Origin of the sequence: Microbispora rosea (assembly GCF_044460045.1) — a bacterium.
Lineage (GTDB): Bacteria > Actinomycetota > Actinomycetes > Streptosporangiales > Streptosporangiaceae > Microbispora > Microbispora rosea.
The window spans coordinates 22,375-37,003 of sequence record NZ_JBITJO010000010.1; the positions used below are offsets into that span (position 1 = coordinate 22,375).

Annotated in this window: 14 protein-coding genes; 9 read left to right on the top strand and 5 right to left on the bottom strand. The window is 73.7% G+C overall.

From position 1 onward, the window contains the following. Positions 1-44 precede the first annotated feature (44 nt). Together ACIBK1_RS32215 and dhaM are read right to left on the bottom strand one after the other, a co-directional pair. On the bottom strand, positions 45-506 hold the full coding sequence (locus ACIBK1_RS32215; protein ID WP_396739491.1) for an HPr family phosphocarrier protein: 462 nt from the start codon (positions 504-506) through the stop codon (positions 45-47). After that, positions 490-864, bottom strand: a complete 375-nt coding sequence (dhaM, locus tag ACIBK1_RS32220) for a dihydroxyacetone kinase phosphoryl donor subunit DhaM (protein WP_030509537.1) — start codon at positions 862-864, stop codon at positions 490-492. Before dhaM ends, ACIBK1_RS32215 begins: the two co-directional genes overlap by 17 nt. 36 nt (positions 865-900) lie before the next feature. Here dhaM and ACIBK1_RS32225 point away from each other — a divergent pair, with 36 nt between their 5' ends. Next, a complete protein-coding gene (locus ACIBK1_RS32225) occupies positions 901-1,674 on the top strand; it encodes an IclR family transcriptional regulator (protein WP_396739493.1) in 774 nt (257 codons plus the stop codon). A 161-nt stretch (positions 1,675-1,835) separates the two neighbouring features. Here ACIBK1_RS32225 and dhaL read toward each other — a convergent pair whose 3' ends face one another. Genes dhaL through ACIBK1_RS32240 form a run of 3 tightly spaced genes read right to left on the bottom strand, consistent with a single transcriptional unit; the run spans position 1,836 to position 4,250 of the window. Then, positions 1,836-2,462 (bottom strand): dihydroxyacetone kinase subunit DhaL, encoded by a 627-nt coding sequence (dhaL, locus tag ACIBK1_RS32230; protein ID WP_076440468.1) that lies wholly within the window; start codon positions 2,460-2,462, stop codon positions 1,836-1,838. Positions 2,463-2,490: 28 nt separating this feature from the next. Next, entirely contained in the window at positions 2,491-3,483 is a 993-nt protein-coding gene (dhaK, locus tag ACIBK1_RS32235; protein WP_396739496.1) for a dihydroxyacetone kinase subunit DhaK, read from the bottom strand. Then, positions 3,480-4,250, bottom strand: a complete 771-nt coding sequence (locus ACIBK1_RS32240) for an MIP/aquaporin family protein (protein WP_030509533.1) — start codon at positions 4,248-4,250, stop codon at positions 3,480-3,482. Before ACIBK1_RS32240 ends, dhaK begins: the two co-directional genes overlap by 4 nt. A 270-nt stretch (positions 4,251-4,520) precedes the next feature. On the opposite strand from ACIBK1_RS32240, the gene ACIBK1_RS32245 reads away from it, so the two are divergent. The 8 genes from ACIBK1_RS32245 to ACIBK1_RS32280 all read left to right on the top strand — a co-directional run bounded on the left by ACIBK1_RS32245 (position 4,521) and on the right by ACIBK1_RS32280 (position 14,588). Beyond that, entirely contained in the window at positions 4,521-5,465 is a 945-nt protein-coding gene (locus ACIBK1_RS32245) for an NAD-dependent epimerase/dehydratase family protein (RefSeq protein ID WP_396739498.1), read from the top strand. A 6-nt stretch (positions 5,466-5,471) separates the two neighbouring features. Then, entirely contained in the window at positions 5,472-6,398 is a 927-nt protein-coding gene (locus tag ACIBK1_RS32250) for an RNA polymerase sigma-70 factor (RefSeq protein WP_396739500.1), read from the top strand. 84 nt (positions 6,399-6,482) lie between these two features. Then, positions 6,483-6,866, top strand: a complete 384-nt coding sequence (locus tag ACIBK1_RS32255) for a DoxX family protein (RefSeq protein ID WP_030509530.1) — start codon at positions 6,483-6,485, stop codon at positions 6,864-6,866. Positions 6,867-7,290: 424 nt separating this feature from the next. Continuing rightward, positions 7,291-7,830 carry a DUF1062 domain-containing protein gene (locus ACIBK1_RS32260; RefSeq protein ID WP_396739502.1) on the top strand — a complete coding sequence of 180 codons (540 nt, stop codon included), beginning with the start codon at positions 7,291-7,293 and terminating at the stop codon, positions 7,828-7,830. Positions 7,831-8,102: 272 nt separating this feature from the next. Continuing rightward, the gene (locus ACIBK1_RS32265; protein WP_030509528.1) at positions 8,103-8,876 is read left to right on the top strand and encodes a cyclase family protein; all 774 of its coding nucleotides are present in this window, start codon (positions 8,103-8,105) and stop codon (positions 8,874-8,876) included. Beyond that, positions 8,873-10,627, top strand: coding sequence for a thiamine pyrophosphate-binding protein (locus ACIBK1_RS32270; RefSeq protein ID WP_396739505.1), 1,755 nt, complete (start codon positions 8,873-8,875; stop codon positions 10,625-10,627). The genes ACIBK1_RS32265 and ACIBK1_RS32270 overlap by 4 nt, the downstream gene beginning before the upstream one ends. Positions 10,628-10,811: 184 nt before the next feature. Further along, positions 10,812-11,549: a lysophospholipid acyltransferase family protein gene (locus ACIBK1_RS32275; protein WP_030509526.1), complete on the top strand. Its 738-nt coding sequence runs from the start codon at positions 10,812-10,814 to the stop codon at positions 11,547-11,549. 129 nt (positions 11,550-11,678) lie between these two features. Further along, complete coding sequence (locus ACIBK1_RS32280; RefSeq protein WP_396739507.1) at positions 11,679-14,588, top strand: ATP-binding protein; 2,910 nt, start codon at positions 11,679-11,681, stop codon at positions 14,586-14,588. Positions 14,589-14,629: the final 41 nt, after the last annotated feature.

Consider the following 14,629-nt stretch of genomic DNA (forward strand, 5'->3'; position numbering starts at 1 on the left):
GCAGGACGGCTCCGGCCGCCTCGGACCGGCTCCCGGCGAGACCGTCAGCCGCCGAGCACCGCGGTGAGGGCCGTCAGCGCCTCGGCTGCGTCGTCGCCGGTGGCGAGCAGCGTCACGGTCTGCCCATTCGTGGCGCCCAGGCCCATCAGCGACAGCACGCTGCGCACGTCGACCGAGCGGGAGCCGTACGAGAGGGTGACGGCCGAGGTGAAGGCGGCGGCGGCCTGGGCGAGCGCGCTCGCGGGGCGGGCGTGCAGGTCCTCGGTCAGGACGATCGCGCGCTCGCCGGTGTGAGCCTCGGAAACCGCCGGCGCAGAGGTCGCCGTCGGTTCCAGGGTCGCCGTCGGTTCCAGGGTCGCCGTCGGTTCTAGGGTCGCCGTCGGTTCTAGGGTCGCCGTCGGTTCAGGGGGAACTGTGGCAGGGGCCGCCGTGCGCTCGGAGGTTGCGGTGGGCGCAGAGGTTGCCGTGGGCGCAGAGGTTGCGGTGGGCTCAGAGCTTACGGACATGCCACGCCTCCTCGGCCGCCGCCAGCACACCGTCCAGCGACGCCCCGCCGCCCGCCGCGACGACCGCGGAGATGGCGCCCTCCACGAACGGCACGTCGGCGATCACGACATGGTCCGGGGACTGCAGCAGCCTGGCGGTGAGCACCGAGCTGCCGAGGTCGGGGATCAGCACGACGCCGTCCCCCCGGTCCACCTCCTCGATGGCGGCGGTCACCCGGTCGGGGCTCGTGCCGAGACCGCCGTCCTCGGTGCCTCCCGCCGCCGCGAGCGGCACGTGCGCGCCGCCGATCTGCCTGGCCAGCGCGGCCACCTCCGCGGCCAGGCCGCTGCTGTGTGAAATGAGTACGATGCCAACCATTCGTTATTCCTGAAGATCGTTCGGCATAATCGAAAAGTGATCCAGTCGGTGGAGCGCGCCGCGCTCATCCTGAAGGTCCTCGGGTCAGGCGCCCCCCGGCTCGGGGTCACCGAGATCGCCGAGCGGGTGGGCCTGGCCAAGCCGACCGTGCACGGACTGCTGCGCACGCTCGCCGCCTGCGAGCTCGTCGTGCAGGACCCCGACACCGGCAAGTACGCGCTCGGGCCCGCCGTGCTGCAACTCGGCAACGCCTACCTGGAGGGGTCGGAGCTGCGAGCCAGGAGCCTGCTGTGGGCCGACTCCCTGGCCCAGCGCGTCAACGAGGCCGTGTGGGTCGGCACGCTGTCGGGGAACCGGGTGATCGTGCTCCACCATGTGTTCCGGCCCGACGACGTCGTGCAGATCCTGGAGGTGGGCGCGGCGATTCCGTGGCACGCCTGCGCGCTCGGCCACGCGATCGCCGCGCACGACCCGCGCGGCGACGAGCTGCTGTCGGACGACCTCGCCCCGCTGACCGGGCTCACCAGGACCGCCCGCGACGATCTGGAGCGGGCGCTCGCGGACGTGCGCCGCCGGGGGTACGCGGTCGAGGACCAGGAGGCGGCGCTGGGAGACGCGGGCGTCGCCGCGCCCGTCTTCTCCCGGGACGGCTCGGTGGCCGGCGCCGTCGCCGTGGTCGGACCGGTCGAGCGGGTGCTGGACCTGGCGCGGCGGGAGGAGATCGCGCTGGCCGTGCGCGAGACCGCCCGGGCGGTCTCGCGCGACCTCGGCGCGCCCCGCTCCGCCGTGCCCGGCGGCTCGGCCGTCTGAGCGGACCCGGCCGTTTGAGCAGGCCCGGCCGTCTGAGCGGACCCGGCCGTCTGAGCAGGCCCGGTTGCCTGAGCGGACCTGGCTGCTTGAATCGGCCTGATTCCTCGCGGCCCGGCCGCTTGAGCGGGCGCGGCTCCTCGCGGCCCGGCCGCGGCTCGCGGTCATCGGGAGGCGGCCGCCTTCAGCGCGCCGAACAGCAGAGCCGTCGAGGCGGCGCCGGGATCCTCGTGCCCGACGCTGCGCGGCCCCAGGTAGCTGGCCCGCCCCTTGCGCGCCTGCAACGGGACCGTCGCCCTGGCGCCCTGCTCGGCCGCGGCGGCCGCCGCCTCCAGCGCCTCCTCCGGCTTCAGCCCGTCCCGTACGGCCTGGGCCAGCGCCTCAGCGGCCGGGGCGAGGGCGTCGACCATGGTCTTGTCGCCTTCGGCCGCTGCGCCGAGACGTTGGACGCCGGCCAGGGCCGCGTTCAGGCCCGTGCTCAGCTCGGCCGGCGAGATCTCCGGGGCCTCGCCGAACGCCTTGCCCATCTCACGGAAGGCGGTGCCGTACAGGGGGCCCGAGGCGCCGCCGACCTTGCGGATGAGCGTGGAGCCGACGAGGACGAGGAGCGCGCCCGGGGTCTGCGGGGAGGCGCCGGCCAGCGCCTCCTGCGCGGCGGTGAACCCGCGGTCGAGGTTGGCGCCGTGGTCGGCGTCGCCGATCGCGGCGTCCAGTTGGGTGAGGTGGTCGCGCTGCGCCCGTACGGCGGTGGCGATCTCCTCGATCCAGGCGGCGAAGAACTGGGTGTTCACGAGGGGACTCCAGAGGTTCGGATGGCGGTCAGCGGCCCCAGCGCAGCGCGGGTGTCTCCACCGGCGCGTCCCAGAGCCGGGTGAGCTCGCCGGTCAGCGAGCACGTCGTCACCGAGAAGCCTTGCATGTCGAGGCTGGTCACGTAGTTGCCGACCAGGCTGCGCACCGCCGTCGCGCCCTTCTCCCGCAGGTACGCCTCCACCTCGGCGAAGACGATGTACAGCTCGATGAGCGGGGTCCCGCCCATGCCGTTGACCATGACGAGCGTCTCGCCGGACAGCGGCAGGTCGGCGTCGATCGCGTCCATCGCGGTACGGACGATCTCCCGGGCCTCGCGCATCGGGGCCCGGGTCCGGCCGGGTTCGCCGTGGATGCCGATGCCGAGCTCGATCTCCGTGTCGCTCAGCTCGAACGTCGGCTTGCCCGCGGCCGGGACCGTGCAGGGCGTCAGCGCCACCCCGAACGAGCGGCTGCGCTCGTTGACCTCCCGGGCGACCCGCGCCACCTCGGCCAGGGGCGCGCCGGTCTCGGCCAGCGCGCCGGCGATCTTCTCCACGAACAGCGTGGCCCCGGTGCCCCTGCGGCCCGCCGTGAACAGGGAGTCCTGCACCGCCACGTCGTCGTTGACGAGCACGGTCGCCACCTCGACGCCCTCGTCGCCGCTGAGCTCGGCGGCCATCTCGAAGTTCAGCACGTCGCCCGTGTAGTTCTTCACGATGTGCAGCACGCCCGCGCCGCCGTCCACGCCCTTGGTCGCCTCGATGAGCTGGTCGGGCACGGGGGAGGTGAAGACCTCGCCTGGACAGGCCGCGTCGAGCATGCCGTAGCCGACGAACCCGCCGTGCAGCGGCTCGTGACCGGAACCGCCGCCGGAGACCAGGCCGACCTTGCCCGGCCGGGGGGCGTCGGCGCGGAAGACCACCTTGTTCTCGATGTCGACGCGGAGCGAGGGGTGCGCCGCGGCGATGCCGCGGAGCGCGTCGGTGACGACGGAATCGACACTGTTGATGAGCTTCTTCATGATGCGGTCCCTACTGCCGTGGTCGTGCTCTCCAGCTTCGTCCTTCCTCGCGAGGCCGCAAGCGCCGTGTAGGCGAGTGCCCCGATCAGTCCGCCCGCGAACTCCCCGATGAAGTAGGCCGGCAGCTGGTCCCAGCTCACCGCACCGCCCAAGGCCGCGTCCACGAGGAACGGGCCCGCGTAGCGGGCCGGGTTGATCGCGGCCCCGGTCACCGGGCCCACGATGACGATGATCGCGAAGACGATCGCGCCGATCGCCATCGGCGCCCATCCGGGCGCGGCCCGCCTGTCGAGCACGCCGAAGACGACGAAGACCAGGATGAACGTGCCGATCGCCTCGATCAGCGTGCCGCGGGCGAAGCCGACCTCGGCGGCGTACGCGGTCACGCCGCCTCCGGCGGCCCTGGCGGCGTCCGCGCCGAGCGTCGCGAAGATCCCGAGCGCGCCGGCGAGCGCCCCGGCGACCTGCGCGGCGACGTAGCCCGGCACCTCACGCCAGGGGAAGCGCCCGGTCGCGGCGAGGGCGACCGTGACCGCCGGGTTGATGTGGGCACCGGAGATGTGTCCGATGGCGTACACCGTGCCCACGATGACCAGCATGAACGCGAAGCTGATCATGCCGAGCTGCGCCATGGAGAAGGGGGCGTGGGATTCGGCGGCGATGACCCCGGTCGCCGCGGCCGAGCCGGCGCCGACGTACACGAGGAAGGCGGTGCCGAGCAGTTCTGACAGGAGCTTCTGGAACGCGGAGGGGGGTGAGTCGTTCATGAGACCGTCCAGAGTGTGAACGTCGTTCGATAATGCCGAACGCGATTTCATAGAAGTTAAATCTGGAGGCCATCCACGTCAAGGCCCGCCGCGAGAATGCGACTGCCTTCCAACAGGTGGCGGGAGGGCGGGAAGACGGTGGCCGGACGGCCGGCCCGGGTGCGTGCCACCGGCCTGCGTGTGAGGTGCGTCACTGCCGTTCATGGGAAGACGGGGTCCCTCGTCTTCAGTGCTGAGCGCGACTTCATCAGCGCAACGAACGGAGACGACATGAGGATCTTCATCGCCGGGGCGTCCGGGGCGATCGGCGCCCGGCTCGTCACCCAGCTGGTGGCCCGGGGCCACCAGGTGGTCGGCACGACCCGCTCACAGGCCAAGACCGGGCCGCTGCGCGCGCTGGGCGCCGAACCGGTCGTCGTCGACGCGCTCGATCCGGACTCGGTGGCCGACTCGGTGGCCAAGGCCGCGCCCGAGGTGATCGTCCACCAGCTCACCGCGCTGAGCGGGCCGTCGGGCATGCGGCAGGTCAAGCGGATGGCGGCCGCCACCAACCGGCTGCGTACGGAGGGCACCGACCACCTGCTGGCGGCGGCGCGCGCGGTCGGCGTCGGCAGGTTCGTGGCGCAGGGCAACTCCTTGTGGATGGAACGCACCGGCGGACCGGTCGCCGACGAGACCGGCCGGATCGAGCCGAATCCGCCCGCCGACGCCGCGGCGGCGGTGGCCGCGCTGCGCCACGTGGAGGACGCGGTGACCGGCATCACCTGGGCCGACGGCATCGTGCTCCGCTACGGTTCCTTCTACGGCCCCGGGACCGGCCTCAGCGCCGCGCCGGACGCGGTCATGACCGAGCAGATCCGCAAGCGGAGGTTCCCCATCATCGGCAGCGGCGATGGCGTGTGGTCGCTGGTGCACATCGCCGATGCCGCAGCGGCCACCGTCGCGGCCGTCGAGGAAGGCGAGACCGGGATCTACCATGTCGCCGATGACGACCCGGCGCCGGTGCGCGTCTGGCTGCCCTACCTGGCCCGCACGCTCGGCGCCGAACCGCCGCGCCGCGTGCCGGCCTGGCTCGCCCGCCCGCTGGCCGGCGAGGGCGCGGTCGACATGATGACGCGGGCCCGCGGGATCTCATGTGAGAAGACCAAGCGCGAACTGGGGTGGACGCCGCAGCACCCGAGCTGGCGCACCGGGTTCGTTCACGGATTGAGCTGACCCGGCATGTCCACCTCGGATCTGTACGGCGAGCTGCGGCCGCGCGCCTTCGCCATCGCCTACCAGATGCTCGGCAGCGTCGGCGAAGCCGAAGACGTGGTGCAAGAGGCGTTCCTGCGGCTGCACCAGACCCAGCGTGGAGGCGAGACGATCGCCTCACCGCGGGCCTACATCGCCACCCTGGTCACTCGGCTGGCCATCGACCAGTTGCGCTCGGCACGCGTACGGCGGGAGCGATACGTCGGCGAGTGGCTACCGGAGCCGCTCGCCACCGATCCCTCGCCGGGGGAGCACGCGGAAACCGCCGACTCGCTGTCGCTGGCCGTCCTGGTGCTGCTGGAAAGCCTGACGCCACAGCAGCGGGCCGCGTTCCTGCTACGCGAGGTGTTCGACTATCCGTACCCGGAGGTCGCCGAGATCGTCGGCACCGACGTGGACAGCACGCGGCACCTGGTCGCCCGCGCCCGCAGACACCTCCAGCAGCGCCGCCCGCGCTACCACGCCTCTCGGCAGCAGCGCCAACAGCTCGCTCGGCGCTTCTTCGCCGCCGTCGAACACGGCGACCTGAGCGCGCTGGAAGAGCTGCTGGCGCAGGATGTGGCGATGCACGGCGACGGCGGCGGCAAGGTGCCGGCGCTCGGACGGCCGGTCAACGGACGCCGGCGCGTGGCGCGCGTCCTGGCGGCGATGGCGCCCCTGCTGGCCCGTGCCGGCGGCGTTCGCTTCCACCTCACGCAGGTCAACGGCCAGCCGGGGGCCCTGGTCTTCGACGCCCGCGACCTACTGGTCGGGGTGATGGGACTGGACATCGCCGACGACCGGATCCAGACCATCCACTCCATCGTCAACCCCGACAAGCTCCGGCACTTCGACCGGGTCGGCGACCTCGGCGCCCTGGTACGCCCGGAGCACGGGGGAACCGGCAAGGGCTGAACCGCGCTCAGCGGCCTCCACTCCATCCGTGCCCCTGGGCGCGTCCCACGGCGTCCGTACGCCTGATCATGATTGGACGACTCGATGAACCTCGCACTGTGGCTCGTCGCCGGACTGCTGGCCGTGATAGCCCTGACCGGCGGTGCCATCAAGGCATTCGTGCCGAAGGAGAAGCTTGCCGCGACTCCAGGTGGAGCATGGACGCGAAGCGTCAGCGCCGGCGGAGTCAAGACCCTCGGCGTCCTCGAGATCCTCGCCGCAGCCGGCTTCACACTGCCCGCCGCGGCCGGCATCGCACCGGACCTGGTGCCGGTGACAGCCCTCTGCTGGATCGCGCTGATGGCCGGAGCGATGATCACTCACGGCCGTCGCCGCGAATTCCGGTTCGCGGCGCTGAACCTGGCCTACCTCGCGCTTGCCCTGTTCGTCGCCTGGGGCCGCTTCGGTCCCGGCGCATTCACCGGCTGACCGGCCACTCCCACGACGGTGCCGGGGTCAGGCCGGCGGACTTGGCCTGACCCCTCAGCACAACGCAGCCGAACTGCCGCCCCTGCGATCTGGGTGCCCCTGCGATCCGGAGGTGCGTGCTCCGCGCCGGCGTCCGCTCCCGCTGCCGGGCCGAGGTCGCGCCACCGTCGCCGGAAAACCGTTTGAGCCTGACTTTCGCGCTCCCGTAGGGTGCCTGCGGCCCCGTCGCAGCGAGGACAGAGGACATAAGCGCGTGACCCCGCCTGCTCTTCAGACCTGACACCTTCTTCCGCTCACCTTCAAGCCGACCGTTCCGTCGGCTCTGCCGGGCTGCCCGTGCGCGCCCGGTCATGCAGCGTTTGAGGCCGCGCGCAATCGGCCTCGTGTCAGGTCTAGAGAGATCATGTCTTCACAACCTCATACTGTGCTGCCCTGGGTCGTCCGCCGGACCGGGCTGCCTCTGCTGTCGTTGCGGTGCGTGGACTGCCGGTCGGAGTCCGCCACCACCGGCGAGGGCAGGTTCCGCGTCAACGCCAACGGCAAGCTGCTGGACGTGTGGCTGCTGGTCCGCTGCGTGTCCTGCGGCCGTACGAGCAAGCTCGGCGTGCACGAGCGAGCGCCGGTCAGCTCGTTCACTCTGGCCGAGCTCGACGGCTACCACGCCAACGATCCGGAGCTGGTGGCGTCCACGCTGCTGGATCCGCTGTTCGCCCGGCGCAACCGCTTCGCTCTCGACTGGAAGGGGGCCTGGCGGCTGGACGCTCCGTCGGCACGGCTCGACGATGCGTGGCCCGTCCGGGTGGAGGTCGTCTTCGACGATCCGGTGCCGGTGCGCCCGGAGCGGCTCATCGCGCACGGGCTCGGCCTCAGCAGGAACGAGGTGCTGCGCCGGATCAAGTGCGACATACCGCTGCGCCGTCCGACGAGCGCCGGGTTCACCTTCACCGTGCTGGCGGGGGACTAGCGGCGTGTAGCCGTGGCGCGTGATCCCCTCACGCGTCCGTGCGTCACACCTCGGCCAGGGGCGGCTCCGGAGGCCCGGAGCCGCCCCTGGTCGCCCGGAGACGCCCCGAGCCGCGCCGAGCTGTCCCCGGGGCGGCCGGGATGCGCGCCGCGTCTGGCGTCGCCCGCATGATTTGGACGATCATCGTCGCGTACGGTTCACCCGCGTCTGATATGGCGTTCCGGTGGGCCGGTGTAGGAGTATCGCAGGGGCCTGAATCAAGGGAGGCGTTGATGTCGGTGTTGCGGGATCTGGTGGACGGCATCCGGAGCGGGGGGATCGAGGTGCTCGACCTCACCGCGCCGCTGAGCGACAAGACGCCGATCCTGTTGCTGCCCGAGCCGTTCGGCCAGACGGTGCCGTTCTCGATGCAGGAGATCAGCCGGTACGACGACCGCGGCCCGGCCTGGTACTGGAACAACTTCACCACGGGCGAGCACACCGGCACGCACTTCGACGCGCCGGTCCACTGGGTCACCGGGCGCGACGGCGAGGACGTGTCGCAGGTGGCTCCCGCCAAGCTGATCGCCCCCGCCGTGGTGCTCGACTTCAGCGCGCAGTCCGCCGCCGACCCCGACTTCCTGCTGGAGGTCGACCACGTCAAGGCGTGGGAGGCCGAGCACGGACCGCTGCCCGACGGCGGCTGGCTGCTCTACCGCACTGGGTGGGACGCCCGCGCCCACGACCAGGCGGAGTTCCTGAACGCGGACGAGACGGGGCCGCACACGCCGGGCATGTCGATCGCCTGCGCCCGCTACCTCGCGGAGGAGACGCCGATCGCGGGCATCGGGACGGAGACCGTCGGCACCGACGCGGGCGCGGCCCACTCCTTCGACCCCGCCTTCCCGTGCCACTCCTTCCTGCTCGGCGCGGGGAAGTACGGCCTGACCCAGCTGCGCAACCTTGACCGGCTGCCGCCCACCGGCGCGGTGGTGGTCGCGGGCCCGCTGCCGATCGTCGGCGGCTCGGGCAGCCCGGTCCGCGTGCTCGCGCTGGTGGAGCGGTGAACGTCGCGGAGGCCGTCGGCGCGGCCCTCGCCGCCCTCGGCGTACGGGCGGCCTTCGGCGTCGTCGGGAGCGGCAACTTCCACGTCACCAACTCCCTCGTCGAGCACGGCGTGCGCTACGTCGCGGCGCGGCACGAGGGCGGGGCCGCCACGATGGCCGACGCCTACGCCCGGATGAGCGGCACGGTCGCCGTGCTCACCGTCCACCAGGGGCCGGGCCTGACCAACGCGCTGACCGGTGTCACCGAGGCGGCCAAGAGCCGCACCCCGCTGCTCGTGCTCGCCCCGGAGGTGACCTCGCCTACCTCCAACTTCCGGATCGACCAGACCGCGCTCGCCGAGGCCGTGGGCGCGCACTGCGCCAGGGTCGGCTCGGCCGCCACGGTCGTGGACGACACCGTGATGGCCTTCCTCGCCGCCCTGCTCGGACGCCGGACGGTGGTGCTCAACCTGCCCCTCGACGTGCAGGCTGAGTCGCTGCCCGACGAGGCCGCCGACGCCGTACGCGAACTGCTGGCCGGACGGGGCGGCGCGCACCGCGACGTGGCGAGCCGCGTGCCTGCGGCGTGGGGGCTGACGTTCCCCGTCGAGGCCGGGGACGACGAGGAGTCGCGGGGCATTACCGCCGAGCCGTCCGACGAGCTGACGCGGTTCGCGCGGATGCTCGCGGAGGCCGAGCGGCCGGTCTTCGTGGCCGGCCGGGGAGCCCGCGGCGCGCGGCGGGAGCTGGAGGCGCTCGGCGAGCGGGTGGGGGCGCTGTTCGCGACCTCCGCGGTCGCCAAGGGCCAGTTCCACGGCAGCCCGTGGGACCTCGACGTGAGCGGCGGTTTCGCCACCCCGCTCGCGGCCGAGCTGATCCGCCGCGCCGACCTCGTCGTCGGCTGGGGCTGCTCGTTCACCATGTGGACCACCCGGCACGGCGCGCTGATCGGGCCGGAGACCAGGGTCGTCCAGGTGGACCTCGACTCCGACGCGCTCGGCGTGCACCGCGAGATCGACCTCGGCGTGGTCGGCGACGTACGCGAGACCGCGCGGGCGGTCGCCGCTCTGCTCGGCGAAGGCGAGCCTGCGGCGGAGGGCGAGACGGGGACGCGCGGCTACCGCGCTCCGGAGATCGCCGAGCGCATCGCCCGCGAGGGGCGCTGGCGCGACGTGCCGTACGAGGACCTGAGCGCCGGAGGGCGCATCGACCCCCGCACGCTGACGATCGGGCTCGACGACCTGCTCCCGCAGGAGCGGCTGGTGGCCGTCGACTCGGGGAACTTCATGGGATATCCGTCGATGTTCCTCACGATCCCGGACGGCAGCGCGTTCTGCTTCACCCAGGCCTACCAGTCGATCGGGCTCGGACTGGCGACCGCGATCGGCGCGGCCGTCGCGCGGCCCGACCGGCTCGCGGTCGCCGCCCTCGGGGACGGCGGGGCCCTGATGGGCGTCGCCGAACTGGAGACGGTCGTACGGCTCGGCCTGCCGATGGTGGTCGTGGTCTACGACGACGAGGGATACGGCGCGGAGGTCCACCATTTCGGCCCGCACGGGTTCCCGCTCGGCGCGGTCACCTTCCCGCCCGCCGACATCGCGGGGATCGCGCGGGGCTTCGGCTTCGAGGCGGTGACCGTGCGGCGGGAGGAGGACCTGTCGGGGGTCGCAGAGTGGCTGAAGGGGCCGCGCGACAGACCCCTGCTCGTCCACGCGAAGGTCACCGCCGACCGCCCGTCGTGGTGGCTGGAGGAGGCCTTCCGCGGCCACTGACCGGGTGGGCACGAGGCCGGAGTGGCCACTGACCGGGTGGGTACAGGACCGGAGCTGCCGCCGACCGGGCGCAGGGGACGGGAGCGGAGCTGCCGCCGGCCGGGTGCCGGGGGCCGGAGCGGCGCCGCCAAGAAGAGGACTTTCGACCCGTAAAAGCTACTGACGCGTAGGTTACGGTTCAGGCATGGCTGAGATCGTGTACCCGCCGGTCCTGTGGACCGCGCTGACCGCCTTCAAACTGCTCGACCTGAGGTTCCGCATGGAGGGCACGGAGCGGATACCCCGCAGCGGCGGCGCGGTCCTGGTGAGCAACCACGTCAGCTACCTCGACTTCATCTTCGCCGGCTTCGCCGCCCACCCGGCCGGGCGGCTGGTCCGGTTCATGGCGAAGAAGGAGGTCTTCGACCACCCGGTGTCGGGCCCGCTGATGCGCGGCATGCACCACATCCCGGTGGACCGGTCGGCCGGAGCGGGCGCCTACGACGCCGCCGTACGGGCGCTCAAGGACGGTGAGATCATCGGCAACTTCGCCGAGGCGACGATCAGCAGGTCGTTCACGATCAAGGAGATCAAGAGCGGCCCGATCCGGATGGCGGCCGAGGCCGGGGTGCCCGTGATCCCGGTCGCCCTGTGGGGCGGTCAGCGGCTGTGGACCAAGGGCCGGCCCCGCAAGCTGCTGCAGCGCCACGTCCCGATCACGATCCTGGTCGGCGAGCCGATGCCTCCCGGTCCGGGCGACGACCTCGCCGCGCTCACCGGGGAGCTGCGGCGGCGGATGGCGGACCTGCTCGACGAGGCCCAGCGGACCTACCCCGACCAGCGGCGGGGCGTGTGGTGGCAGCCGGCTCACCTCGGCGGCACGGCGCCCACCCCGGAGGAGGCCGCCGCGCTCGACGCCGCCGCCCGGCCCCGCCGCGCATAGGGGTCCGGAGGTCTGTCCGGTTCCGCAACACGGCCGTTACGCCGGAGGGTTGACCGGCGGTCAAGGGGCGGGGATAACTGAGCCGTAGCCGAGCCCGGGGGACTCGCAACCCGTACCTTGGAGCCGTGGATGAGCATCGTGCCCCCGCCCCCGCTGGTCGGACGCGCCACTGAGCTGCGGACTCTCATCGACGCGGTGACCCGCCCCCCGGCGGTCGTGCTGGTGGAGGGCGAGGCGGGCATCGGCAAGACCCGGCTCGTCCGCGCCGCGCTCGACCGCCTGCCGTCGGGCGACCGGGCCGTCCTCCTCGGCTACTGCCACCAGATCCGCGAGCCCTTCCCGTATGGGCCGGTCTTCGAGGCGCTGCGGGACATCAGGGGACGGCTCCCGGCGGCGCACCGGCTCAACCCGGTCACCGGCGCGCTCCGCGACCACCTCCCCGAACTGGCCGGCGCGCTGCCGCCGTCGCCGCAGCCCCTGGACGACCCGCGGGCCGAACGCCACCGGGTGTTCCGCGCGATACGCGCCCTGCTGGCGGCCGTCGGACCGGCCGTACTCGTCGTCGAGGACCTGCACTGGGCCGACGACGGCACGCTCGACCTGCTGCGCTTCCTGGCCGGGCAGCCGCCGCAGGGGCTGTCGGTGGTCGCGACGTGCCGCAGGGACGGCGTCGCCGGCCCGCCGCTCGGCCGGGCCTACCGGCACCAGCCGGACACGGCCAGCGTGGTCGTACGCCTGACGCCGCTGGACGCGTCCGGCGTGGCCAGCCTGGCCGGTGCCCTGCTGGAGCGGTCCGACCTGTCACCCGGGTTCGTCAGTCGGCTGCACGAGCGCACGGCGGGCATCCCGTTCGTGGTGGAGGAGCTGGTCCGATCCCTGCCCGCCGCGCTGCCCGGCGCGGACGACCCGGACGCGCTCGACCGTGCCGTCGACCGTGCCGGCGTCCCCCTGCTGCTGCGTGAGGCGATGGCCGAGCGGATGGCCGGTCTGTCTCCGGCGGCGGCCGGAGCGGTCCGGGCGGCGGCGGTGCTGCGGCTCCCCGCGGGTGAGCAGCTGATCACCGCGGTCGGCGGGGACCCGGCCGCGCAGGACCCGGCCGCGCAGGACAAGGCCGGGCGGGGCCCCGCAGGACCGGACCCCGACGGATCGGGCTCCGCCGGACTGGCCGAAGCGCTGCGCGCCGGGGTCCTGCACGAGCACCCCGGCGGCCGGTACGGCTTCCGCCACGCGCTGGCCCAGCAGGCCGTCTACGACGCCATCCCCGGCCCGGAACGCCGATCCGCGCACGTCCGGGCGATGGCCGCGCTCGCCGCGACGGACGCGCCGCCGCTGGTGCAGCTGGCCTTCCACGCCCGGCAGGCCGGGGACACCGACGCCTGGGTGCGCCACGGGACCGCCGCCGCCCAGCAGGCCGCCGCGCTGGGCGACACCGCCCTGGCCGTCGAGGTGGTCGAGGGCATGCTCGACGACCCCGACCTGCCGGTGCGCGACCGGGGGCCGCTGGTGCTGATGCTGAGCCGCTTCGCGGCGACGGGCCTGTCGCACCAGCGCGTGGTGCGGCTGCTGCGTCAGGTGCTGCGGGGCGACTTCCTGTCCCGGGACGTGCGCGGCGAGGTGCGGCTCAACCTCGGTGTGGTCCTGTCCAACCAGGCGGGCGACGCCGCCGCGGGGCGGCCGGAGATCATGGCCGCCCTCGCCGAGCTGACCGACCGGCCGACGCTTGCCGCCCGCGGCTTGGCCAGCATGGCGATGCCCGAGTGGGGCGCCGAGTCGCTCGCGGAGCACGCGGAGTGGATGGCCCGAGCCGAGGCGCTCGTCGCGACCGCCGACAACCCGGAGCTGTCGGCCGCGGTCCTGGCCAACCGGGCCTCGTTCGAGATGACGACCGGCTCTCCCGGCGCGTTCGACGTCGCCGCCCGGCTTCCGGCCGGCGACCCGCGTACGGGTGTCCGGCGGGAGGTCGCCCGGGCCTACTGCAACCTGCACGACTCGGCGACGACCGTGGGCCTCTACGCGGCGGCCGAGCGGTTCGCCCGGGAGGGGCGGCGGCTCGCCGTGGAGACCGGCGCGCAGTATCCCGCCTTTCTCCTCGACGCCTCCGCGATCCGCAGGGAGTGGCTCACCGGACGATGGGACGGGCTCCGCGACCGGGCGGCGTCCCTGGGGGAGTCCGCCACGGAGACGCCGCTGGTCGCGGTGGACCTGTGGCTGGTGCTCGGGCTGCTCGCCCTGGCGACGGGCGAATGGGAGGAGGCGGTCAGGCAGTTCCACCGCGCGGGGCTGGACGCGCCGGAGGCCCGCAACGTCCCGGTAGTGACGGCCGCCGCCGGGGGGCTGGTCGATCTGCACCTCGCCAGGGGGGCGACGGACGAGGCGGCCGCGGAGGCCGAGGCGGCGGCCGCGCGGCTGCGCCGCAAAGGCGTGTGGGTGTGGGGCGCGAGCCTCGTCCCGCCGGCCGTCGCCGCGTTCGCCCGGGCCGGGCGCGTGGAGACGGCGGCGGAGCTGGTGGACGAGTACGCCGCCGGGATCGCCGGCCGGGTGGCGCCCGCCGCGCACGCCGCACTCGACGCCGCCCGTGGCGCGCTCGCCGTCGCACAGCCGCGGCACGCCGAGGCCGCCGCCTTCTTCGCCCGGGCCCGCGAGGCGTACGCCGCCCTGCCCCAGCCGTACGCGGCGGCGCGGGCGGCGGAAGGAGAGGCGAGGTCCCGGCTCGCGCTCGGGGACGGCGCCGCGGCGGCGGGCTTCCGGGAGGCCGCGGAGTCGTACGGCCGGCTCGGCGCCACCCACGACGCCGCGCGGTGCAGGCGGGTGCTGCGCGACATCGGAGTGGACGTCCCGCTCCCGCGCGGCGGGCGGCGGGGCGCCGGCGCGCTGTCGCAGCGGGAGCGGGAGGTGGCCCGGCTCGTCGCGCTCGGCCGGACCAACCGCGAGATCGCCGACGTGCTCTTCCTGTCCACGCGAACCGTCGAGACCCACGTCGCGACCGTGCTGCGCAAGCTCGGCGTGAGGTCGCGGACCCAGATCGCGCCGCCCGCCTGACCGGCCCGGACGCGGAAACCCCCGGGACCGCGCGATCCCGG